29 protein-coding genes, 1 tRNA gene and 1 pseudogene are annotated in these 21,787 nt (G+C 65.4%); 11 read left to right on the top strand and 20 right to left on the bottom strand.

The window, feature by feature from the left end; translation table 11 throughout:
- Positions 1-100: 100 nt before the first annotated feature.
- The 4 genes from dusA to GIW57_RS04875 all read left to right on the top strand — a co-directional run bounded on the left by dusA (position 101) and on the right by GIW57_RS04875 (position 3,915).
- Positions 101-1,132: a tRNA dihydrouridine(20/20a) synthase DusA gene (gene dusA / locus GIW57_RS04860; RefSeq protein WP_236509309.1), complete on the top strand. Its 1,032-nt coding sequence runs from the start codon at positions 101-103 to the stop codon at positions 1,130-1,132.
- A gap of 212 nt (positions 1,133-1,344) precedes the next feature.
- Positions 1,345-1,713, top strand: coding sequence for a hypothetical protein (locus GIW57_RS04865; protein WP_089241452.1), 369 nt, complete (start codon positions 1,345-1,347; stop codon positions 1,711-1,713).
- A gap of 72 nt (positions 1,714-1,785) precedes the next feature.
- Positions 1,786-2,469: a response regulator transcription factor gene (locus GIW57_RS04870; RefSeq protein WP_004136763.1), complete on the top strand. Its 684-nt coding sequence runs from the start codon at positions 1,786-1,788 to the stop codon at positions 2,467-2,469.
- Positions 2,470-2,490: 21 nt separating this feature from the next.
- The gene (locus GIW57_RS04875; protein ID WP_089241450.1) at positions 2,491-3,915 is read left to right on the top strand and encodes a sensor histidine kinase; all 1,425 of its coding nucleotides are present in this window, start codon (positions 2,491-2,493) and stop codon (positions 3,913-3,915) included.
- Positions 3,916-4,000: 85 nt separating this feature from the next.
- On the opposite strand, the gene GIW57_RS04880 is transcribed toward GIW57_RS04875, so the two are convergent.
- Together GIW57_RS04880 and GIW57_RS04885 are read right to left on the bottom strand one after the other, a co-directional pair.
- On the bottom strand, positions 4,001-4,792 hold the full coding sequence (locus tag GIW57_RS04880; protein WP_236509310.1) for a M90 family metallopeptidase: 792 nt from the start codon (positions 4,790-4,792) through the stop codon (positions 4,001-4,003).
- A complete protein-coding gene (locus GIW57_RS04885; RefSeq protein ID WP_100461907.1) occupies positions 4,759-5,034 on the bottom strand; it encodes a hypothetical protein in 276 nt (91 codons plus the stop codon). The genes GIW57_RS04880 and GIW57_RS04885 overlap by 34 nt, the downstream gene beginning before the upstream one ends.
- A 143-nt stretch (positions 5,035-5,177) precedes the next feature.
- Between GIW57_RS04885 and birA the strand changes: the two genes are divergently transcribed.
- The 4 genes from birA to GIW57_RS04905 all read left to right on the top strand — a co-directional run bounded on the left by birA (position 5,178) and on the right by GIW57_RS04905 (position 7,831).
- Positions 5,178-6,143 carry a bifunctional biotin--[acetyl-CoA-carboxylase] ligase/biotin operon repressor BirA gene (birA, locus tag GIW57_RS04890; protein ID WP_089242004.1) on the top strand — a complete coding sequence of 322 codons (966 nt, stop codon included), beginning with the start codon at positions 5,178-5,180 and terminating at the stop codon, positions 6,141-6,143.
- A complete protein-coding gene (locus GIW57_RS04895) occupies positions 6,140-6,871 on the top strand; it encodes a type III pantothenate kinase (RefSeq protein ID WP_089241444.1) in 732 nt (243 codons plus the stop codon). The genes birA and GIW57_RS04895 overlap by 4 nt, the downstream gene beginning before the upstream one ends.
- Positions 6,872-6,880: 9 nt before the next feature.
- Entirely contained in the window at positions 6,881-7,714 is an 834-nt protein-coding gene (locus GIW57_RS04900; protein ID WP_236509311.1) for an SPOR domain-containing protein, read from the top strand.
- 41 nt (positions 7,715-7,755) lie between these two features.
- A tRNA-Thr gene (locus tag GIW57_RS04905) sits at positions 7,756-7,831 on the top strand.
- Between the two features lie 100 nt (positions 7,832-7,931).
- Here the strand turns inward: GIW57_RS04905 and GIW57_RS04910 are convergent.
- The 15 genes from GIW57_RS04910 to GIW57_RS04980 form a co-directional block, all read right to left on the bottom strand.
- A complete protein-coding gene (locus GIW57_RS04910) occupies positions 7,932-9,110 on the bottom strand; it encodes an integrase (RefSeq protein ID WP_236509312.1) in 1,179 nt (392 codons plus the stop codon).
- Positions 9,110-9,334, bottom strand: coding sequence for a hypothetical protein (locus GIW57_RS04915; RefSeq protein ID WP_236509313.1), 225 nt, complete (start codon positions 9,332-9,334; stop codon positions 9,110-9,112). Before GIW57_RS04915 ends, GIW57_RS04910 begins: the two co-directional genes overlap by 1 nt.
- A gap of 2 nt (positions 9,335-9,336) precedes the next feature.
- The gene (locus GIW57_RS04920; RefSeq protein WP_236509314.1) at positions 9,337-9,540 is read right to left on the bottom strand and encodes a hypothetical protein; all 204 of its coding nucleotides are present in this window, start codon (positions 9,538-9,540) and stop codon (positions 9,337-9,339) included.
- Between the two features lie 65 nt (positions 9,541-9,605).
- Positions 9,606-11,399 (bottom strand): DNA cytosine methyltransferase, encoded by a 1,794-nt coding sequence (locus GIW57_RS04925; RefSeq protein WP_236509315.1) that lies wholly within the window; start codon positions 11,397-11,399, stop codon positions 9,606-9,608.
- Complete coding sequence (locus GIW57_RS04930; RefSeq protein ID WP_236509316.1) at positions 11,392-11,622, bottom strand: hypothetical protein; 231 nt, start codon at positions 11,620-11,622, stop codon at positions 11,392-11,394. Before GIW57_RS04930 ends, GIW57_RS04925 begins: the two co-directional genes overlap by 8 nt.
- Positions 11,619-11,843: a hypothetical protein gene (locus GIW57_RS04935; RefSeq protein ID WP_236509317.1), complete on the bottom strand. Its 225-nt coding sequence runs from the start codon at positions 11,841-11,843 to the stop codon at positions 11,619-11,621. Before GIW57_RS04935 ends, GIW57_RS04930 begins: the two co-directional genes overlap by 4 nt.
- Positions 11,844-11,857: 14 nt before the next feature.
- Entirely contained in the window at positions 11,858-12,034 is a 177-nt protein-coding gene (locus GIW57_RS04940) for a hypothetical protein (RefSeq protein WP_236509318.1), read from the bottom strand.
- Positions 12,027-12,341, bottom strand: a complete 315-nt coding sequence (locus GIW57_RS04945; protein ID WP_236509319.1) for a hypothetical protein — start codon at positions 12,339-12,341, stop codon at positions 12,027-12,029. Before GIW57_RS04945 ends, GIW57_RS04940 begins: the two co-directional genes overlap by 8 nt.
- Entirely contained in the window at positions 12,334-12,759 is a 426-nt protein-coding gene (locus tag GIW57_RS04950; protein WP_236509320.1) for a hypothetical protein, read from the bottom strand. The genes GIW57_RS04945 and GIW57_RS04950 overlap by 8 nt, the downstream gene beginning before the upstream one ends.
- 76 nt (positions 12,760-12,835) lie before the next feature.
- On the bottom strand, positions 12,836-15,529 hold the full coding sequence (locus GIW57_RS04955; RefSeq protein WP_236509321.1) for a toprim domain-containing protein: 2,694 nt from the start codon (positions 15,527-15,529) through the stop codon (positions 12,836-12,838).
- A 202-nt stretch (positions 15,530-15,731) separates the two neighbouring features.
- Positions 15,732-16,013, bottom strand: a complete 282-nt coding sequence (locus GIW57_RS04960; RefSeq protein WP_236509322.1) for a hypothetical protein — start codon at positions 16,011-16,013, stop codon at positions 15,732-15,734.
- Positions 16,013-16,315 (bottom strand): hypothetical protein, encoded by a 303-nt coding sequence (locus tag GIW57_RS04965; RefSeq protein ID WP_236509323.1) that lies wholly within the window; start codon positions 16,313-16,315, stop codon positions 16,013-16,015. Before GIW57_RS04965 ends, GIW57_RS04960 begins: the two co-directional genes overlap by 1 nt.
- On the bottom strand, positions 16,315-16,878 hold the full coding sequence (locus tag GIW57_RS04970; protein ID WP_236509324.1) for a hypothetical protein: 564 nt from the start codon (positions 16,876-16,878) through the stop codon (positions 16,315-16,317). Before GIW57_RS04970 ends, GIW57_RS04965 begins: the two co-directional genes overlap by 1 nt.
- Positions 16,879-16,941: 63 nt before the next feature.
- Positions 16,942-17,286, bottom strand: a complete 345-nt coding sequence (locus tag GIW57_RS04975) for an ogr/Delta-like zinc finger family protein (RefSeq protein WP_236509325.1) — start codon at positions 17,284-17,286, stop codon at positions 16,942-16,944.
- Positions 17,283-17,594 (bottom strand): DNA-binding protein, encoded by a 312-nt coding sequence (locus GIW57_RS04980; protein ID WP_236509326.1) that lies wholly within the window; start codon positions 17,592-17,594, stop codon positions 17,283-17,285. The genes GIW57_RS04975 and GIW57_RS04980 overlap by 4 nt, the downstream gene beginning before the upstream one ends.
- 96 nt (positions 17,595-17,690) lie before the next feature.
- Between GIW57_RS04980 and GIW57_RS04985 the strand changes: the two genes are divergently transcribed.
- Both GIW57_RS04985 and GIW57_RS04990 read left to right on the top strand, forming a co-directional pair.
- A complete protein-coding gene (locus GIW57_RS04985) occupies positions 17,691-18,128 on the top strand; it encodes a helix-turn-helix domain-containing protein (protein ID WP_236509327.1) in 438 nt (145 codons plus the stop codon).
- A gap of 463 nt (positions 18,129-18,591) precedes the next feature.
- Positions 18,592-19,197, top strand: a complete 606-nt coding sequence (locus tag GIW57_RS04990) for a hypothetical protein (protein WP_236509328.1) — start codon at positions 18,592-18,594, stop codon at positions 19,195-19,197.
- Here GIW57_RS04990 and GIW57_RS04995 read toward each other — a convergent pair.
- Genes GIW57_RS04995 through GIW57_RS05005 form a run of 3 tightly spaced genes read right to left on the bottom strand, consistent with a single transcriptional unit; the run spans position 19,176 to position 21,091 of the window.
- Positions 19,176-20,204: a phage late control D family protein gene (locus GIW57_RS04995; RefSeq protein ID WP_236509379.1), complete on the bottom strand. Its 1,029-nt coding sequence runs from the start codon at positions 20,202-20,204 to the stop codon at positions 19,176-19,178. The genes GIW57_RS04990 and GIW57_RS04995 overlap by 22 nt on opposite strands.
- 8 nt (positions 20,205-20,212) lie before the next feature.
- Positions 20,213-20,614: a phage tail protein gene (locus tag GIW57_RS05000; protein ID WP_236509329.1), complete on the bottom strand. Its 402-nt coding sequence runs from the start codon at positions 20,612-20,614 to the stop codon at positions 20,213-20,215.
- Between the two features lie 6 nt (positions 20,615-20,620).
- Entirely contained in the window at positions 20,621-21,091 is a 471-nt protein-coding gene (locus GIW57_RS05005) for a hypothetical protein (RefSeq protein ID WP_236509330.1), read from the bottom strand.
- A 4-nt stretch (positions 21,092-21,095) separates the two neighbouring features.
- On the opposite strand from GIW57_RS05005, the pseudogene GIW57_RS05010 reads away from it, so the two are divergent.
- Positions 21,096-21,572, top strand: a pseudogene (locus GIW57_RS05010) (DNA methyltransferase); the annotation flags it as partial.
- Positions 21,573-21,787: the final 215 nt, after the last annotated feature.

Here is a 21,787-nt window from a genome sequence, read left to right on the forward strand (position 1 = left end):
TATGCGGCGCGCAAATGATATCACTTCTCATTCGTATTTGATGGTGTGGCGCCCCGGCCACCATTCATCCACCCGGTGTAAACTATTGATCTCACTGGCAATGCCAGTCTCCACGATCAACCGCCCGATGACGTCCGCCACCGCCCGTTACGCTGATTCCCTGCGCCTGTCCGTTGCCCCCATGATGGACTGGACCGACCGCCATTGCCGGGTGTTCCATCGCCTGCTGGCGCCGGGTGCGCGGCTGTACACCGAAATGGTGCACGCCAACGCGGTGATCCACGGCGATCGCCAGCGCCTGCTCGGTTTCGATGCCAGCGAACAACCGCTGGCGCTGCAGCTGGGTGGCAGCGATCCGGCCCTGCTGGCACAGGCCGCGCGCATCGCCGCGGAGTGGGGCTACGACGAGGTCAACCTCAACTGCGGCTGCCCGTCCGACCGCGTGCAGGCGGGGCGTTTCGGCGCCTGCCTGATGCGCGAGCCGGTGCTGGTGGCCGAGTGCGTATCGGCCATGGTCGAGGCGGTGGACATCCCGGTGACGGTGAAATGCCGCCTGGGCGTGGACGAGGACGACAACTACGACGTATTCGCCAGCTTCGTCGACCGCCAGGTCGAGGCCGGTGCCGCGATGGTGGTGGTGCACGCCCGCAATGCCTGGCTGAAGGGCCTGTCGCCGAAGGAGAACCGCGAGGTTCCGCCGCTGAAGTACGACTGGGCGTATCGCCTGAAGCAGGAGCGCCCGGCGCTGCCGGTGGTGCTCAATGGCGGCCTGGCCAGCGTCGAGGCGGTGCAGGCGCAGACCGCGCACGTCGATGGCGTGATGCTTGGCCGCGCGGCCTACCACGACCCCTACCTGCTGCATCAGCTGGAGGCCCTGCACAGTGGCGCGCCGCTGCGACCGCGTGCTGAACTGCTGCGCGCCCTGCGTCCGTACATCGACGCCCGTCTGGGCGAGGGCCTGGCCCTGAAGCACATCACCCGCCACATCCTCGGCCTGTTCCACGGCCAGCCCGGTGGTCGCGCATTCCGCCAGGTGCTGAGCGAGGGCGCACACCGCCCGGGCGCCGGCTGGGCCCTGATCGAGCAGGCGCTGGAAGTGACCGATCGTGGCGCTGATCGCGCTGCAGCGTGACCGTCGTCACATTCCTGACTTGACAAGCGGAGCGGATTCGTTCCGAATGTTCACTTAGCTGAACGACACGACGGAGCATCCCGAAAAGTTCAGACCGGATTCACTGCCCGAAACCAAGAATTTGCAAAAGATTTGTAAAACGCCGGGTTCCATTCCGGTGCCCGAATTTACGACTTTTGAACAAATCGCCGTGCTCGGCTAGGATCGCATCGATGTCTTCCGCTCCCTTCCACCGCTGTTTTGCCCTGGCCACCTGTGTGGTCCTGGCGGCTGCCCCGCTGTCTTCGGCGCTGGCGCAGGACCCGCAGCGGGAGCAGGGGCGCGCTGAAATGATGGAGCGCGGTGGTCGTGCGGCCAACAACGAGCGCTCGCTGTCCGATGCCGTGCGCCGCGTACAGCGCACCACCGGTGGCCACATCCTGGGCGCCGAGCGGGTGCCGTTCGATGGTCGTGACATCAACCGGGTCAAATACATGGACGACCGCGGTCGGGTCCGCTACATGGACGACCCCGCCCCGGCACGTTCACAACCGCGCACGCCGCGGTCGGATATGTCATCACTACGCGGCGATAACCCCTGAACAGGGATAGTTGTCGCTATCAACCCGTACCCACAGGCCTCCGGGCCGCACCCAGCACACTAGGGAGAGTTCATGCGTATCCTTCTGGTCGAAGACGAAGCCCCGCTGCGTGAGACCCTGGCAGCCCGGCTCAAGCGCGAAGGTTTTGCCGTCGATGCAGCGCAGGACGGCGAAGAAGGCCTGTACATGGGCCGCGAAGTCCCGTTCGACGTCGGCATCATCGACCTTGGCCTGCCCAAGATGTCGGGCATGGAGCTGATCAAGGCCCTGCGCGACGAAGGCAAGAAGTTCCCGGTGCTGATCCTGACCGCGCGTTCGAGCTGGCAGGACAAGGTCGAGGGCCTGAAGCAGGGCGCCGACGATTACTTGGTCAAGCCGTTCCATGTGGAAGAGCTGCTGGCCCGCGTCAACGCGCTGCTGCGCCGCGCCGCAGGCTGGAGCAAGCCGACCCTGGAATGCGGTCCGGTTGCCCTGGATCTGGCAGCGCAGACCGTCAGCGTGGCCGGCAGCAATGTCGACCTCACCAGCTACGAGTACAAGGTGCTGGAGTACCTGATGATGCATGCCGGTGAACTGGTCTCCAAGGCCGACCTCACCGAGCATATCTACCAGCAGGACTTCGATCGTGACTCGAACGTGCTGGAAGTGTTCATTGGCCGCCTGCGCAAGAAGCTGGACCCGGATGGCGAACTGAAGCCGATCGAGACCGTGCGCGGTCGTGGCTACCGTTTCGCGATTCCACGCAACGAGGGCTGAGCCTTCAGCAGGCGATAAACGATGTCCGGCCGTCTGTGGTTCTTCCGACGCTGGCGGCCGCGCTCTCTGCAGGCGCGCCAGATGTTCGCCGCGTCCGTGGGTCTGGTCGCGTTCCTGGCCCTGGCCGGTTACGCGCTCGATGCCGCCTTCGCCGACACGGCGAAGGCGAACCTGCGTGAGCGCCTGAAGAACTACGCCACCTCCTACGCGGCCGGCATCGATTTCACCCGCGACCGCTCGCTGTACATCCGTGAGCAGCCGCCGGATCCGCGTTTCGACGTGCCCGGCAGCGGCCTGTACCTGCAGGTGGTGATGCCCGACGGCAAGGGCAATTCAATGTCCGCCGAAGGCCCGATGCTGCCCACCGTCGGCGGCGGCCTGCTGGCCCCGCGCCAGGAAGTGTTCGAGGGACCGCTGCCGATGATCCAGATCGACGGCAGCCAGGGCTCGGTGTACCGCTACGGTCTGGGCCTGGTGTGGGATGCCGACGCCGACCCGGCCACCGAATTCCCGTACACCATCTACGTGATGGAAGACTCGCGCGCGCTGGGTGCACAGCTGCGCGTGTTCCGCAGCCGGGTCTGGTTCTACCTGGGCGGCATCGGCCTGATCCTGCTGCTGCTGCAGACGGTCATCCTGCAGTGGAGCCTGCGTCCGTTGCGGCGCGTGATCACCGAGCTGACCAAGGTCCAGCGCGGCGAGACCGAGCGCATGAGCGAGCGCCACCCGCGCGAGCTGGAGCCGTTGACCGACAGCATCAATGCCTTCATCGAGGGCGAGCGTGAGAATCTCGAGCGCCAGCGCAATACCCTGGCCGACCTGGCGCACAGCCTGAAGACACCGATCGCGGTGCTGCGCACGCAGATGGACAGCGGTGCTGGTGATGGCGCACTGCGCGAAGAACTGGACGTGCAGCTGCAGCGCATGAACAACCTAGTGTCCTACCAGCTGGCACGCGCGGCCTCGTCGGGCCACAAGCTGTTCTCGGCACCGCTGCCGATCGAATCCAACGCCGAGGAAATCGTGCGCGGCCTGGAGAAGGTTTATGCGTCGAAGGGCGTGCTGTGCGAATTCGACATCGACCCCGCCGCGCGCTTCCACGGCGAACCGGGCGATCTGCAGGAGCTGCTGGGCAACCTGCTGGAAAACGCGTTCAAGTGGGCCAAGCGCCGCGTGCTGCTGACCGCGCAGCCGCTGCCCGCGCCGAATGCGCGTCGCGCCGGCCTGCTGCTGGCGGTGGATGACGATGGCCCGGGCATCGCCCCGGAAGACATCGGCAAGGTGCTGCAGCGTGGCGTGCGTGGCGACGAGCGCGTACAGGGCCACGGCATCGGTCTGTCGATCGTGCAGGACCTGATCAAGGACTACCGCGGCGAGCTGCAGGTGTCCCGTTCCAGTGAACTGGGTGGCGCCCGTTTCGAAGTGCAGCTGCCGCCAGGGCCGTAAGCCTTCGCAATCGGTAGTGCCGGCCGCTGGCCGGCAACCTCATGATCTTCGGTGGCATCGTCAGGTTGCCGGCCAGCGGCCGGCGCTACCGTATTTCGATCTTCGGCGGCTCGCCGTAGAACCGCTTGAGATGCGCAGCCACCTTCGGCAACGCTTCGGCCAGCAGGTCCGGCGCAGAGAAGTGGTACTCGCTGGCCACCGCAAAAAACTCTTCCGGTGCTTCCGCCGCGTACGGATCGATCAGCGTTTCCACGCCTGCATCCACCTGCGCGCAGAACGCGTCGTACGATTTCTGGAAGTCCGCAGCCCACTCGCGTTGCCACGCACGCGGCAGCGGCGGCGTGCCGTCCATCGCACCGTCCAGCCCATCCAGCTTGTGCACCATCTCATGCACGGCCACGCAGTAGCCCTCATGCGGTGCCGCCAGGTCGGCCTGCACATCGGCCCACGACAGAATCAACGGACCGCTGTCCCACGATTCGCCGATCAACTCGTCATCCCACTCGTGCAGTACGCCGGCGGCATCCATGTGGCTGCGATGCACGCGGAACGCATCGGGGTAGACGATCAGCTGCGACCAGCCCTCCAGCCCGACCTCGCCGAACTCCAGCAGCGGCAGGCAACATAGTGCAGCCAGCAGCACACCGTCCGATGGCTGCAGTTGCAGTTCGCCGATCGGGGAAATGGTCTTCTCATGCAGGAAGCGCGTGGTCAATGCGCGCAGGCGTGTACGCCGTTCGTCGTCCAGGCCGCGCAACCACGCTGCGCGGTGGCAGGCATCGTTCCAGTGTGCGTCTTCGATCGGCCGCGGCGCGGGCCGCAGCCACTGCAGCAACGACTTGATCAGCGGAACATACCCGGCAGGTAGCTGTGCCACTTCGGCGCGCGGATGCGCTGCAGTACATCGTCGTCACCGCCGCCGCCGCTGCTGGTCGTGGCCGATGGGCGTACCGGTGCCGGCTTGGCTGCGGCTGCGGCAGGCGCCGTGGTCGGTGTGCGCTGCGAGGCCGCATCGCTCGCCGAGTAGACGCAGGCGCCACGGCTGTCATCAAGCGCTGCTGTGGCAGACGCCGCGAAGGGCATCGTCAGCAGGATCAGGCAATGGGCATAACGGCGCATTGACGACATCCACGTTAAGGGAAGGTGAGCTCTCGATTCTAGCCCGAACCCGGCGCCAGATTGGAAGCCCGCCGGAACCGGGCCTGGCGGGCGTCGCTGGCGGCTTTCCCGCATAATTCCGTTCTGACCTTGTGGAAGCTGCCGTGGACGATCGCCAACTGCTGGCCAAACTCGCTGCCGGTCGCCTGTCCGGCGACGCCCTGGCCCGTGAGCTGGGCCAGACCCGGGCCGCCATTTGGAAGCGTATTCAAGGGCTTAGGGCCGCCGGCGTCGAGGTGGAAGGGCGCGCAGGCGAGGGCTACGGGCTGACCCGGCCGGTAGACCTGCTGGAGGCCAAGACCATCCGCGCCGGCCTGCCCAAAGACGCCGCCGCGCTGCTGCACGACCTGCAGGTGGCCTGGACGGTGGACTCCACCAACGCCGAATTGCTGCGCTGCAGCGCGCCCCAGCGCGGTGTCAGCGTCCTGCTGGCCGAGCGCCAGACCGGTGGCCGTGGCCGTCGTGGCCGCACCTGGGCCTCGCCGTTGGCCGCGCATGTGTACCTGTCGGTGCTGCGTCTGTTCGAGGGTGGCCTGGGCCGACTGGCCGGCCTGAGCCTGGTCGCCGGCGTCGCCGTGGCCGAAGCGCTGCACGACCTGGGCTATGCGCAGGCACAGCTGAAATGGCCGAACGATGTGCTGGTGGATGGCCGCAAGCTGGTCGGCCTGCTGGCCGAGGGCGGTGGCGAGTACGCCGGCCCGGCGCGCGCAGTGATCGGTATCGGCATCAACGTACACATGCCGCCGGCCTTCGCCGAACAGATCACCCAGCCCTGGGTGGACCTGGACACGCTGGCCGGTGCATCGGTGGATCGCAACACGGTGGTGGCCGCGGTGCTGGCGCGCCTGCTGCCGGCGCTGGAAGAATTCGACCGCGAAGGGCTGGCACCGTTCCTGCCGCGCTACGCCGCGTTCGACATGCTGGCCGGTCGCGAAGTGCGCGTGCAGCTGGATGGACAGTGGCAGCACGGTACCGCGCTCGGCCTGGCCGACGATGGCGCGCTGCGCGTTGACATCGATGGCCGCGAGCGCCTGCTGCATGCCGGCGAAGTCAGTGTGAGAAAAGCATGAGCGACTGGTTGTTCGACCTGGGCAATTCGCGTTTCAAGTTTGCCCCCTTGCATGGCGACCGCGCCGGCGACGTACAGGCCTGGGCGCATGGCGCCGAAGGCATGGCCGGGCAACCGCCGCACAGCCTGCCCAGTGGTGAAACCGCGTTTGTCGCCAGCGTCGCCGCGCCGTCGCTGACCAGCGCCATGCTGGATCAGCTGCAGCGCCGCTTCGAGCACGTGCATGTGGTGCGCACCAGCGCCCAGTGTGCAGGCGTACGCATTGCCTACGCCAAGCCGGAAAAATTCGGTGTCGACCGTTTCCTGGCCCTGCTGGCCGCCGCCAAGGCGCAACGGCCGGTGCTGGTGGTCGGTGTCGGCACCGCCCTGACCATCGACCTGCTTGATGCCGATGGTCAGCATCACGGTGGACGCATTTCCGCCTCGCCGACCACCATGCGCGAAGCGCTGCACGCGCGCGCGGTGCAGCTGCCGGCCAGCGGTGGTGACTACAGCGAATTCGCCAACGACACCGCTGATGCGTTGGCGTCGGGTTGCGATGGTGCCGCCGTCGCATTGGTCGAACGCAGTGCCCGCCAGGCACAGGCGCTGCTGGGCGTGATGCCGTCGCTGCTGGTGCATGGCGGTGGCGCGCCCGCGCTGATGCCGCTGCTGGACGGCGCCGATTACCACCCCTCGCTGGTGCTGGATGGCCTCGCCCGCTGGGCGGTGCACCAGCCCGCAGGCTAGTATCGGCGCATGCTGACCCGTGCCTTGATCGTCGTGCTGGCGATCCTCAATCTTGGTGTTGCCACCTGGTGGCTGCTGCGCGATGAACCGGCGCGTGCGCCGTTGCCGGCGCACCCGACCGGCGTGGCCGAACTGCGCTGGCTGCCCGGCGGGACCGATGCGGCCGTGGCCGCGCAGGCCTCGGCGGCGGCACCTACGGAAGCACTGGTGGAGCGTGAGGCCGCGCCGGCTACCGCGGTGGCCGCTGCGCCCGCACCAGCAGCGGCGACGCCAACAGCATCCAGCAAGCCAGCCGAACCGGTGAAGGCGCCTGAGCCGGTCACCGCCATCGCCAAGCCAGCGCCGGCACCGGTGGCCGAGAAACCCGTAGCCCCGGCTGCACCGCCGCGCTGCCTGGCACTGGGGCCGTTCGCCGACCGTGCCGCCGCCACCGCCGCACAAGGCCGTGCCGGCAACCTGCTGAGCCAGGTACGCCTGCGCGAGCAGCCCGCCGCCAGCGGCAGCGCCCGTTACCGCGTGCTGCTGCCCGCCGCCGCCAGCCGCGATGACGCGCAGGCCACGGTCAAGCGCATCGTCGCCGCCGGCCTCAGCGACTACTACATCATCAGCCAGGGCGACGAGACCAACGCCATTGCGCTGGGCCAGTACCGCAACCGCGAGGGCGCCGAACGGCGCATGGCCGCGGTGCAGGCCGCCGGCTTCCAGCCGCGGCTGGTCGCCAGTGGCGATGCCGGCCAATGGTGGCTGGAAGGGCAGCTGGCGGCTGCGGCCGAACCGGCCCAGGCGCAGCAGCGCAGCGGCGCCGCGCAGCAACGGTCGCTGGAATGCACGCGACTGCGCTAGAATTCCCAAACCACGGCGCTGCCGTCGGCGTTTCACCCCATGCCGCTTTAGCTCAGTTGGTAGAGCAACTGTCTTGTAAACAGTAGGTCATCCGTTCGATTCGGATAAGCGGCACCACAAGAGATCGCCGAAACGCCTTGAATTAAAGGGTTTTAACGAAGAAGGCCAGCGCACTGCGCTGGCCTTTTTGCTTCTACCGGGAAAATTGCCGGGAAAATTAACGGTCTTTCTTTGGTTTCACGGCTGCTTTAACCACCGGCACAGAGTGGTCGTATAGCTGCCGCATTGCCTCGGTCACGTGGCCACCGGATGCCTTGTCCTCGCTATCGGTGATGCCTCGATGTTTCAGGCCGTGAAGCGCGAAGCGGCTCTCCCTGTCGATGATCCCCTCGGCCATGGCACGTCGGATCAACCGCTGCCAGGCGCTGTCCAGGGCGGACTTGCTCAGGGGTGTTCCCGACTCTGTGACGATCAGGCGCCGCTGTTCCGGGTTGATCGGCGTGGGCCGGCCATGGGCGTCCATCCGCTCTTGCCTGTACGCCTGCAGCCATCTGACGGCGTCACGCAGTTCCTTCGTCCACTTCGTGACGTTGTCGCGGGAACCCTTGCGGCGATTGCTGCGTATACCTTCGCGCAGAACGTTGGCGTCGGTGAGCGTGTCCACCTCGATGCCGCGCAGGCGCACGGCATACGCCAGCACCATGACGGCAGGAAGGTAGGGCGGGCAGCTGCCGGCGGTGTGGGCCTTGAGCGCGGCGCACGCGCGGGCATAGCGCAGCACGGCCTCAAACGAATCATGGTCAGGCATGCGCGCATCGCGCTTCTCCCGAACCTTGCGAATGCCGTCAGCGGGGTTCGCAGCGCAGTGGCCGTGGCGGATGCCCCAGGCGAACAGCCGCCGCAGGTAACTGGCCACGCGATTGGCTGCCGCCGGCGTCGGGATGATCGCCGGCAGCTTGCCGATGGCCGGCCGACCTGTGGCCATCGTTTCGACAACGCGCTGTAGCACCGGTACCGAAAGATGCTCCACGCGCTGCTGGCCAAGCCTGCGGCCGTCGCGCAGTAGATAACCGCAGGCTTTCGCGGCGCAGTAGTCGTACCCCTGCTGCGACTTGGCAGAGAGGTCGAGGTACTCGCTCGCCTTCTTGAAGATCTCCGTCAGGTGATCGAGCGAGCCGCGCACGCTGCCACCGCCGCGGCCTTCAATGATGGCGTGAAGGTCCGACAGCCTGGCCTTCCCGTTGGCCACCGTGGTCTTGATCCGACCGACACCCTCGGGATGGGGATCCAGCACATACCAACGGCCATCCTCCCAATACAGGCCGCGCGGCAGCGATCCCTGGTCGATGTGACCAGGGATCTCCGGGTTGAACTTCCTTTTCCTACCGCGTGTCATCAAACCAGGTCCAGCAGTGTCATTTCGGGGGCCTGTGCCGGTGCTGCCGGCAGGCCCAAGGCGACGTTGACCGCATCGGTAGTAGTCCAGATGCGTCCGCGACGGTCGTACTTATACAGAATCCCTTGATCCCCCGCCCACCGCTCCACCGTTGCCGGTGTGGGGGGCGGGCCGTCAGGGGCGCAGATCCGTTGAAGATCGGTGAAGTGCAGGATCTGCGCCACAGCTATCCCCTCGATCCAGCGAACAGCGGAATCTGCACCACGTTGTTTGGACGCGCCTCATCCGCAACGACGGCAATGGGATGCAGGCCGTGCTGCTTGTGCCAACTGGCCCACGCCAGGTCGAACGACGGATGCTTCGTCGTTCGGCTGCAACGGCATTCGATGAAGTGGCCACCCTTGGCCTCCAAGCGGCGCCCGTCGAGCATGTAGCGAGCCTTGTGGCCTTGCGGACACGTGGGCAGAGGCCGGGTAGGCGAGTACTCGCGCTGAGTCATGCGGCACCCCCCGCAGGAAGTGACATTGCAACAGCGACGTCGCGCACCCAGATCGGCGTGCTGGACAGTGCGAAGGTTTGCCCGGTCCACGCCAGCAGCAGAGTGCGGCCGATCTCTTCCGCGATAGCGCAAGCAGCGGCCGGCGGCACCGCGTTGCCGATCCGCTCGCGCCATGCCTGGTCGCTCAGACCGTCGAGTTCCAACTTCTCTTCCGGGTCGACCAACGACTGCAGGGCGGCCAGCTCCAAAGTGGTGAATGGTCGGTGCCAGGTGTCGTCCATGCTGCGGATCACACAGACCAAGTTCTTGCGCGCGTCAGGCAGGCGCGGGTCAGCCACCGACCATTTCCCGTTGTCATGGCCAGCGGCGGCGCTGACGGCTCCGCTGTTGGCGCTCCAAGCCACTACCCCGTAGTGCCCATTGGTCAGGTACGCGTCGCCCTGCTGACGCTGATTGGCGGGACGCGGGTCGGCAACGGCATAAGCCCCATGGCCCGTGTCGCTGCGAGCAATGACCGTGCGTGAAGGAGCATCGAAGGGAGCCACGGGATACTTCCCCGCGCCCTCAAAAATGCCCTGTGCGCGAGGATCCTGCACGCATTGTCCCGTGCTATGCGCGCTGGTCACGGCGCCGGTGGCGCCGCCCCAAGGAACGATGCGGTATTCGTTGTTGTGCTTGGCCGGACCCAGGTGGCGAGGGTCGGCGACCGAGAACGTGCCCTGCCCGGGGGACTTCACCCCGATCACTGCGCCGGCGGTATCGGTCATCTTCATTACGCCGTACTGCTGGTACTGAGCGGCGTCTGAAGCTGCACGCGGATCCGCAACGCTGAAAGCACCATTTGTAGGACCGCTTTTCCCTGCGACGGTGCCGCTGGAATCCTGCCAGCCACGGACGCCAAGAAAACCGTCGCGGCTCTCGGGCACGATCAGGTAGTCGCGCAGCACACCTTCCTCCACCGCAAGGCGATTCAAGCTGCGCCAGTCGCTGCCCGCCTCGACGAACGCCAGGCGCACCCAGGTCTTCCACTGCAGAGACGGAACGCGGTGCATAGGGCCGCCGCGCTCCACATCGCCGGCGAGGGGCATGCGGCTGAGGATCGTCCCCACCGCCTGCAGCGGACGCTTGGCAGGCTCGTACAAGAACGGCGGAACCTTCTCAGCATGGCGGGCGACAAGCAGGAAGCGCTTCCGGCTCTGTGCCAGGCCGCCCAGCTCGCCGCAGTCGTGCGTGGTTTCGCTAACCACATAGCCGTAGGCGCGGAGCAGCGCCGTGATTTGGTCCAGCAGGTGCCGGCCGCGCGTAGCGATGCGGGGCACGTTCTCAAACAACAGGACTTCGACCGGATCGTCCTTGTAGGCCTCCAGCGTGAGCCAGATCCCGCGCAGCGTCAGCTCGTTCAATGCCTGGTACTTGGCGGTCCTGCTCTTGCTCTCCGACATAAGGCCGGAGAAACCCTTGCACGGGGCAGACAGGAACACCACGTGCGGCCGCTCATGGCCGAACGCACGGTGCACGTCGGCCGTGCCTGCCTCGCGCCAGCCCGGAGGCGGGTTGCAACCCCAGAACGCGCGGTACTGCTGCAGCGAGAACAGATCCAGAACAGTGCCGGGCACGCCAGCCAGGCGCCCGAAGTCTGCTACCGCAGCCGGGTCGACATCGATGCCACCGATGCAGCGGAACGTGGCTCGCGCGGCACCGATATCCGGGCGTGCCTGATTGAAGCCGCGCGCACCTGCACCAAGGCCGGCAAACAGGCCAGCGTGACGAATCTCAAACGCCTCAGCCATGGTCGACGCCCTCCGCGACGCAACGTGCAGCGTCGGTCAGGTGCTCGATGGAATCCGAGTCGATGCGGTCGAGAGCCTGGGCCACGGTGTAGCCCATCTCGGTCAGCCAGTCATGACGGTTCAGCACCAGGGCAGCAGTCAGCGACTCACCGGTGGAAAGCGCGCCGGTGTCGCCACGGCGCTGGGCGTAGAGCGATACCTGAATTACACGGTCGAGGTTCATGCCTGCTCTCCTTCGGCTTGCTCTGTGCTTTCCCTGGACAACTTCACGCCGCAGAACGGGCAGAACGTAGGCTTCACCGACCAGGGCGAATGACCCCGCTTCTTCTCCACCGCTTTGGTGGCGATGGTGACTGTGGAGCTGACCGAATCGCCCAGGTAGAACGAACGGGACAGCCGCGTGTTGGCGCCAGCTTCGGCCAGACGCTGATCGACCTTGTCCATGCAATCGCAGGCACTCATGCAGCACCCCCGGCGCGGCGCACGGCCATGCGGGTGCGCCGGCGGATCATCTGCGGGATCTGACCCACGGCCATGCCGCTGTGGCGCTGGCGAGCTGGGCGGGAGATCCACAGCTTGTGCAGGGCAGCACCGCCAGCGGCGGGTGCCACGCAGAGAAGGATCAGCTCAAGCATTGGCCACCCCCTTGCTACCGGCACCGACCATGGCCAGCGCGGTATTGATATGCAGAAGGTCGCTGCCGATCAGCTCTGCAGCCCGCTCTGCGTAGTCGCGGGCATTCGCCAAGTAGAGGTAGCCGTGGCGCTGCAACCGGTCGCCCGACAGTTGGACGTCGTCCAGGTCGCGCACGTGCTGCAGCCCGAGGCTCGCTGCGATGGCCTTGCCGTGCAGTGTCTTCCCGCTGCGCTGGGGACCGTAGAGGACACGGGAGAGGGTAGCCGGGGCCACCTTCATGCCGGCCAAGCGACGGGAGTTAGCCATGGGCCACCTCCTGAGCGGCAGCGGTCACGGCGCTGTGGCTGGCCTTGGCGCTCGGCAGCATGTTGGCCACGTCGAACGGGAAAGGGAGGCGGTCGGCCAGGGCGGCCAGCTCGGCGGAGATCCAGTCGCCATCAACGGCGAACTCCTCGCAGCCCCCGGTCAGTACCCAACCGGCCTTGCTGCCCCGCCGGCGCTCAAGCACGCGCTGAGCGGTCTTATGGCCGCCCATATCCAGCTGGGCGGTGACGATGACCTGATTGTGAGTGATGTGCATCGTCAGGGTCGCGCTGCAGCCGTTGGCCGGGGTAGGGACAAATCCACACAGTCCGTCACCCGTGATAGCCTTCGCCCCTGGTCCGGTGCCGGAAACCTCCGTATTTGCCCTGGTGTGGTCGGTCTTGCTGATCATGTCGTGCATGGTTCTCTCCTGAACTTCGTTGGTGGATGGCCTTGGGGTTAGAGGTGGTGCTCTGCCCGCCGGGCCGCTCTTGCGCTTACTTCTGGAACACCCAACAGCGAACGGCTACGCCCGCTCCGGCCGTGTTGGTTTTGATGCAGCTGTTGACCGTGAGATTGGGGTCAACCAGCTTGTAGCGCCGCGAATCACGCAGATACGTGCGCAGCAATTTGAGATCCGGCACGGGCTGGCTGTGGTACGCCGCCTTGGCCAGGAAGTCGTTGAGGTTGATGGCGATACGCTGCGGATCGCGAGAGTGGTTGATGACGTTGCGTTCGCCGTTGCCGGTGCTTTCCAGGTACTCGTAGGTTTCCCAGAACTCGTTGACCAGGGGATGGTCAGCGCTGATCGCCGACTGGCGCTCCAAGGCCATGTCCACCAGCTTCTGCCGGGTTTCCTCGACCATCGCCTTGGGGATGTCCACCACCAGGCGCAGGCCGTCGAGCAGCGCCAGCATCTGGGAGTGGTTCTTGATCAGGCGCTCCATGCGCAGATCCTTGTTCTCGCGCAGCTTCGCCTCGTAGAACCGCACGCGCTCGCCGAACTTTTCCAGCACCTGAGCTTCCGCGCGCACTGCTTTGATCAGGAAGTAGCTCAGATCCTCAACCTGCAGCGCGTTGAGGTTGTCGGCCGCTTGGCGGCTCTCGGTGGTGGCGTGCGGCTTGCGGAAGTGCAGCTTCACGATACGGGTCATGATCGCTTCGCTGGCATCCACTGCCGCGTTCTGGCTGATGACAATCGTTCCCCGGAAAGGCGGTTCGTAGGTTTCATTGCCGCCGTTGCGCACACCACGGGTAGCCAGCGTGCCGCCGCCGTAGTAGTCCTTCAGTTCATCCCACTCAAACGACCTGGAATGCGCCTTGTCCGGGGCATCGCGGTCGGCTTCCAGCAGTACCACCGGCATGCCCGAGGTCTGGCCCATGGCGCGGGCGCGGCCAGCCTTGGATGACTTGGCCGGGTCGAAGCCCTCGTAATCGCTGCGGGCCAGCAGCTTCCATAGGAAGGTCAGCAGGGTGGTCTTGCCGGCGCCGGCTTCGCCTGTGGCCTCCAGGAACGGAAAGGATTTGTGCGTGCTGCGGATCTGATTGGCGAACAGCGAGCCAAACCAGAACACCAGGGCGACCATGCCGTTGGTGCCAAAGCAGGTCCACAACCACTGCAACCACTCGGTGCGGTAGCTGTCGTGATCGCGCTGAATGTCCATGCGGATGGAGCGCTGGGTGGTCTTGATGCGCAGCTTCTTGAAGTCGAAGTAGTCCTCGGCGTTGGCTTGGGCAATCTCACCGTGACGCACGGCCAGGTCGCCAAAGATGTACGCCTGGTGATCGGGGGTGTAACCCACAAAGTCGACCGTGTGGACCTCTTTGATGTTGTCCAGCTGGATCTTCATGATCTGCAGCAGCTGGCCGGCGGTGCCGTCGAAGATGGCACCACGTGCAATGTGGCCGAGCCGGTCACGGAAGGAAGGAGCGTTGAGCGCCTGCGACGACGTGAACGTGCCAGTGGCAGCAGCGCCGTCGTGGGGGAACTCCACGCGGAAGTAATACCAGGCGTCGTCGGTCACTTCGTTGCGCTGGTAGTACAGCGCCTTGGGGAAGCAGTTGGCGATTTCGCGCACGTTGCAGCACGCGCGGCGGATCTTTTGGACCTGTTCCGGGTCTAGTTCTTCCTCGACATCTTCCTTGCGGGTGGACTGCTCGCGGCACAGCTTGTCGAACCGCGACGGGTCGAATTCAAACCAGTAGAGCCGGTTGCGGTGGTCGAGATGGAACTGCGTGCGCTGCTCACGCTCGTAGATGATCAGGCCCTTGTCCATGGCGGTCTTGGCCAGCAGCAGCGCACCGTTGTGCAGGGCCAGGTCGACGTCTGCCTGCCAGACGGCATCGCCGTCCTCCGCAGCCTGGGCGCGCAGGTGCAGGTCGTTCCAGTCGGTTTTCTTGTCGCTCGGCTGCTCGATCTGCGCCGCTTTGCAGGTGAAGCCCAGCTTTTCGGCGCGGCGGACGTGCTTGACGATGTAGGCGCGGGCGCTCGGCTCGTTGTCCAGACCCCACACAAGGGTGGGCAGATCGTTGGGGCGGGCGTCGCGCAGTTCCTTGAGCGACAGCTCGGGGTAGGCATTGCTGGACATGGCCGCGACGGCGCACACACCACGCTGCAGCAGGGCGATGGCGTCGAAAATGCCCTCCACGATCCAGACCTGGCGGGCGGTGCGCAGCTGATCGACCGCGCCCGCGCTCCACCACACCCCGGCGTAACTTTCACCCGGCGCAAAGCGCGCCTTCATCTTGCCGAATCGGTGGGGGCGATCAATCAGGCGCTCCCACCATCCGCCCTTGACCAAGGGGAAGCGGACAGTGGCGGTACCCTCGCGCTTGGCGCGGTCGTAGTAGTCCTCCTGCGTATACAGGCCTTTCAACGCCTTTACGTTGAAGCCCCGGCCGGTGGCCAGGTATGCGTCAGCGGCGGCGTTGGGCGCCTCCTTCGTCTGCGGATTGGTCTTGGAGTAGTCATCGAACAGGTCGTCGTACAGGTCGCGCACACGCACTTCCTGGCCGCACTTGGCCTGCCGGCCGCACCGCAGTACCCAAGGCGTCTGGAAGCTGGTGTACAGCTCCTTCTTACCGCAGTGCGGGCACTTGCCGCCGCGCATGTAGGGCGTGCCGTTGCGGTGCTTGAGGCCATAGTCGCGCTCGATGCGCGACAGAACCTGCTGGCGGATCTCTTCCTGCATGCCGTATCAGCCCTGTCGAGCCGCAGCAGCGGCGTGGTGGTGGTGCATGGTTCTCTCCTGGCATTCCCGGCGGCGGTGGTGCGCCGCTGGGAACGTGTGGTGCGGTCGGTCTAGAAGAAGCGGGGCGGCGGTGTGCGGTGGTGCATGGTTCTCTCCTGCCATCCCAAGGCAGCGGTGGTGCGCTGCCTCGGGCGGTGTGGGGCTATTCGTCGGCCGGTTTGGATCGGGCGAGGATCCCGCGCAGGTCTTCGGAGATGTAGTCGGCCACGGCGGAGGTGTGGTCAGCCGTGATGCCCAGCACCTTGGCCGCTTCCGCCGGCAGCGCCGCGAGCAGTTCCACCGCGTAGGCGATGCGCCAGAGACGGTCGTAGTCGTCTCCGCTGACGACCTGGCTGTACTCGCCCTTGGCGTTCAATCCTTTGGGCAGCGGCGGGGCCGGGTTACGCGCCGGGGGCGGGAGAGGGCCGCGATTGTCCGTGTCCATCAGTTCTCTCCGTTCGGGGTGATGCCGCCGTTGCGGAGCCACCTGAGGAATCGGTCTCCCTCGCCGGCAGCCAGCAGGTAGACCATCGATCCGCACTGCAGGCTGTGAGTCGCTGCAGAACGGATGGTGTCGCTGGTTTGCGCCGAAACGGTCAGCGGTGCACCGCTGGCGAGGTGTACCAAGGCGATGTACAGCATGTCCTTCTGGTCGAACGAGCAGCGCAGGATGATGCCGCGCACCGATGTTTCCAGTTCGATGACCGGGCGCAGGGAGGTGGGGGGCGTCGGCGAAGTGGCGGCCATCAGTGCGCCCCCTGCTGGGTGTCAGCGTCGCCGCTGCGTGCCTGCTGCTGCGCGGTGTAGGCCGCCAGGACGTCATCAAGGGTGATCGACAACGCAGGCTTGCCGGTGGCTTGCAGGCGCACGATCAGCGCCTGGTAGTCGGCATGGGGCCATTCAAGGGTGTCGGCGATGAAGCCGAAAACGAGCGAGATCTGACGCGCGGAACTGGGGCCGGGCGTGGAAGGGGCGTCATGCGCCATTGGGACGTCTCCTGACTTGAGATTGAAATCTCGGGGAGACGTTCTTACGCGCCACACCGAGGGTGTCGGGAGGGTAAGAACCGGAGTCAGACCGGCGGGCAGTTTTCCCCTTGCGGGTGTTGTATGGCTGCCGCCCTCCCGACGCAGGAAAACGTCGGCGCGCACGAATTGCAGGCGCAAAAAAACCGCGATGCTTTCGGGCGCGGATACCGCTGACTTGGAGTTCTTACGCTCCGTGCGGCAGACAATGCTCTCTGCCCTTGAGGAAGTCAAGGGGAAATGACGGAAAGTGTGGGAAAGCATTTCAGGAGCCAGAACGTTCATGCGCAGCAGTCCATCGCCGTCGGCAGAGCCGACAGACCAATAGGGAAGGGGTGGGTATAAGTGCTACGGCGCGGAGGCTTCGTGCCTGGCACCTTCGACAACAGCGATTGCATCGAGAATGTCTAGCTGCTTGGAGCCGTGTTCCAACTTCCACTGCATCTGCAGCAGCGCCCTGGTGTATCCCGGCGTCGGCGGCAACTCGCACGCCGGCGCATTAGGGATGCCGCTGGGGCTGGCAATGCTGGTCAGCTCGGAAATGCCTGCGTAGGTCGCTCCGCACAGCGGGTTCTGGCACTGCCACAGATCCGAACGCAGATGGCGGTGTTGCAGACGGCTGGTGCGTTTAATCAGCGGCGTATTGCAGGTTTCGCACGAAAACGTGGCTCGGCTGCTGGTCGAGGCGCTCATTTCCGCTTCTTGCTCCCCACCTTGGCAGCACTCGCTTTACCGGCCTTGGCGCTACGTGTGGGTTTATGTCGGGAAGTGGCGGTTTTTGTGCAAGAATCCGGATCGCGCTTGATGCCGAGCGCAATGGCTGCTTGGTGAGACTTGCCGAAGTTGCCCTTGCCCACGCCACGAAGCGCATCGTTGACCGCATGGCGGTCCAGGCCGTTCTGCCGCGCAAACTCAACGACGGTGATGCCGTTGTCGCGCAGGAACTGCCGGGCTTCCTCTGGCGTACGCAGCTTTGATACACCAGTCCGTTGTGCCGTCATTCCGTTTCCCCTGTGTAAAAGCTAAACGTTGTGTTAGTGAAACATCTTTCACCAATCTTGGGTGAAAGATCATTCACCTGTCAAGGAGATTTGAGCGTGAGTGTGGGCGACCGGCTGAAGGAAGAAAGGAATCGACTGCGCCTGAGTCAGGAGGCCATGGGCGCCGCCTGTGGCGTCACCAAGCGCACCCAGATCCACTACGAAAAGGATGAGGTGGGAGCGAGCGCCGCTTACCTGGCACTGGCCTATGAAGCGGGCATAGATGTTGCATATGTATTGGTCGGGAAGCGCGAACGCCTCGCGCCTGCCGATGCGGAACTGCTCGACGCATGGCGTGCCGCCCCGGCCCCCGCCCGTGCTGCTGCGATGACGGAATTGACCGGCGGTGTGTCCCACGCCAGCACCCTGGGCGCGGCACCGCGCACGCAGTTCAACGACACCACCATCGGCCAGCAGTTCAGTGGCGATGTGGATCTGCGCTCGCAGAAGGTGGTCGTGAAGGGCAGCGGCGCAACAAAGAAGACCACGCGCTAACTTTTTTTCTGAGATGGACCCGATCTACTTCCCTCCAACAGGGGCGCATGTCTGCGCGATTGGAGTGTGAAGGACTATGCGGTGTGGCAATACGCGTGAAGGTGCGCCGGCAGGTTGCCGGTGCGGCAGTTCGACGGTGTTCGAGGGTGCAACCATCGGGCAGGTGTTCACCGGGCACGTTCAGATGACCTGCCCATTGGCAGGGGACGAACGGCTGGGCGTCAGCCACCAACAAGGGCCAGTTGAGTCGAAGGGCGATCCGCTGGCATCAGCATTGCTAGCGGTTGGCATCTACCAGACGCTGGGTGTGGCGTGTGGTTTGAGCCAAACGCCTGAAGCATGGCACCCGCCGCTAATCGTCCTCGCCAGTGCGCTGGTACGGTTCGTGGCGAAACGTTGGATGGTGAGTGTCATGCGTCGGATTTCCACATCATGGATTTACTACCTTAGATAGGAATAGCAAATGAAGACGGCACTGTTGGTTCTCACTCTGGTTGGCCTCGGGGGATGCTCCGTTCCGGTAAACCCGCAAGGTGACGCTGCGCTTGCCGAAACTGCTCAGAAACCGCGCGACAGCTCCAAGGATGCGGCGGCGATATCGAAGCTGCACCCCAACGTTGTGGCAGTTGATTCCCAAGCCTTCGCTACTCCACCCCGCTTGGTGATAACGCTGAAAGGTGCTGGATGGAGCGAGTCGGACATACTGTATGGATTCGCTAGCGATGCTGCCGCCGTGCTGAACAAGATGGCGAAGAAGAAGCTCATCCCATCGGACCAGGGGATCACCTACATTCTCCGCGTTGAGTCGGAGTCCGGTGGCCAGACACAGGAACGAAACGTCCTGCACGTCGCATTGGACCAGCAGGTCGTTAAGTCCGTTGCCGGTGGTGGCGATATCAGCGCACAAGCGCTACTGGACTCCGCTGCGGCGGAGTTCAACGGCCGCATGGGGCGTGACATTGCGGAGAAGTTCTGCAGCGACGACAAGTATCAGGGGGCGGGCGGCGTACTGCGTACCGTGGAATTTTGCGGCTACGCACTTGGCGATCAGGATTCATCTTCGTCCTGATTCGGCGGGTCCGCAGCACTATTGCTGCTGGTTTCTAGCACCAGCGAGGTGGTGAAGCCGCTGCTGCCGGTGACGCTGTGGGTGGTCTCGGCGATCAACCAGGTTCGCCCGTCGATTTCGGCTTTGAACCCGGACACGTCGATTCGCTGCTCCGGGTACAGATCTGCACGGCCAAGGGCGAGGGTGTAATCCATCTTCGCCGCACCGCGCTGCACGCGCTTCCACTCAGCGTCTGCATGCTCGCGTGCGGTCTTCTCGCTGTCGTAGGTCTCCCGCAGGTTCTTGGCGTTGGACGATGTGCCCACCAGCACCGCCTTGCGGCGTGCGCCCTTCTTGTCGTTCCAGTACGCGCGCACGCCGCTGTAGGTATCGCGCTCGGCCTCGCTGAAACGGTGGCTGTCCCCATCGGCGCGGGTGATCGATGCGCGGGGCAGTTCGATGCCGGCGGGCGTGGTGCCGCTGTCGATGGGGGAAAACACCAAGTTGCCGGCCTTGACCGTGGCCACCGCGTCGAAGCGCGATCCCAGCCGCGTCAGCAGCGCTACGTCGCTCTCGTTGGACTGGTCCAAGTGGTCCAGTGCCAGGCCGGCCAAAGCGGGCGCTACGCGCGCGCGCAGGCTGTGTTCGCCGGCAATGGCGCCGATAACCGCGCCGACCGTGGTGTCGTGCCAACTGCGATCCCGCCGCGTGCGCATCGTCTTGGTCAGCTCCGCGCTGCGGGCGCGAATGGTGATGACATCTGGCGGGCCGCTGTGCTCGACTTCATCGACCACGAAGGTTCCTTTGTCGATCAGGCCGGCATCGCGCCAGCCCAGCGCCACAGTGAGCGTGACGCCCTTGCGCGGCAGCGCCATGCGGCCGTCATGGTCGTGGATCCGCAGATCCAACTGGTCGGCCTCGCCGCTGCGGCATTCCTTGAGGGTCAGCTCGATCAGGCGCGGGGCGATGCGGTCGGTCAGATCTTTCCCGTCCAAGGCAACGCGCCATGCGGGAATCGGGTAGCCCACGCGGATGCTCATGCTTGCGCCTCCGCCATCGCTTCATCGGGCACCCGCTCAAGGCTGAGCTGGAACTCGACTTTGCGCGGGGTGCCATCGGGGAAAAAGACGCTGTGGGTCTGCTTGAGGCTGGTGATGGCGTACGCCCCCAGCACGGTGCCGTCACCGGCCACCATCGCCCACGGCTGACCCGTGTCGGCCATCTCCTGCAGGGTGGCCAGCGATGAATACTGGCCGGTCAACGGCGGAGCGATCAGACCGTTCAGTTGCACGGTGTCCTCGCCGGGGCCGACGTACTGCGACGCGGCACGCGCGCCCACGCGCTCTGTGCGTGCATGGCGCCAGGACAGGTCGCGCGTCAGCTGCTCGTAGGCGCCATCCCGCAGCGAGAAAACGAAGGTTCCAAGGCACATCATCATCGGCGGTTACTCCCTATCGCCCAGCGCGGAGCGCGCACGGGCCTGTTGCTGTCGCTGCAAGGCTTCAAACTCGGCGCGGACCACCCGAGCGATGTCCGCTGCGTCCTGGCCGGCTTGCGTATGGATGTGGATCTCGATCTTGCCGATGGGGGCCGCAAGCGCGCCTTGGCTGGCCGACACGGGCGGGCGGCTGTCCACCGCCCCTACTGGCCCGGCAAGGGCCGCCAGCGCCGCGCCAGCGCCCACCTGTTGGATGCGGCGGGTGATGCCCTGCAGCGCCGCGAGAGGGCCGTTCTGGCCCGCCTGCAGGCCGTTGGCCAAGCCCTGCATGGTGAAGCCGCCCAGCTCGGCGAACACGCGGGAGGGGCTGTGGATCCCGAGCATGCCCTTGAACTGATCGACGACTCCGCGACCGACCCCGGACACGGCAGAGGTCGCGGCGGAGATCTTCGACCGGATACCGTTGACCAGGCCCATGACCATGAGCGAGTGCGCCCGCCTGCTCAAGGAAGGCTCGCCCGTGTGCGTCTTCACCGACTGGCGGCAGCTGCCGCTCACCACCGATGCACTGCAGTGCGCCGGGTTCACCTGGCGCGGGGTGACCGTGTGGGACAAGACTGAGGGTGTCCGCCCTCAGCGTGGTCGGTTCCGTAACCAGGCCGAATACATCGTGTGGGGTAGCAAGGGCGCCATGCCGCTGGACCGCAACGCGCCGGTGCTGCCGGGCGTGATCAAGGCGAAGGTGCGCCGCGACGACAAGCTGCACATGACCGGCAAGCCGACTGACCTGATGCGCCAGGTCGTGCGGATCTGCGAGGCGGGTGGCCGGATCCTGGATCCGTTCGCAGGGTCAGGCACGACGCTGGTGGCCGCCCAGATGGAAGGGTTCGGCTGGACCGGCTGCGAGGTCACCGAGCACTACGCCCAGGTCACGCGGGAGCGCATCGCGGCGCTGTAGGCCCACTTCAACCGGAAGCAAGAGAGGCCGCCCACCTGGGCGGCCTTTTGCGTCTAATGCGCCAGCCGTAGCGTCATCCGCCAAGAGCGCTATCGCGGAAGTGACTTCTTCACACCGGAACGGCCCTTCTTCTTCAACTGCTGCCGTAGCAGCAGCCTGCGTCGTTCCGTCAGCTCTAGCCATCTGGAAATGGGCTTGATCGCAACTCCTAAGTG

It is taken from the genome of Stenotrophomonas sp. PA-6-5C, assembly GCF_021605635.1.
In the GTDB taxonomy this organism is placed as follows: Bacteria; Pseudomonadota; Gammaproteobacteria; order Xanthomonadales; family Xanthomonadaceae; genus Stenotrophomonas; species Stenotrophomonas lactitubi.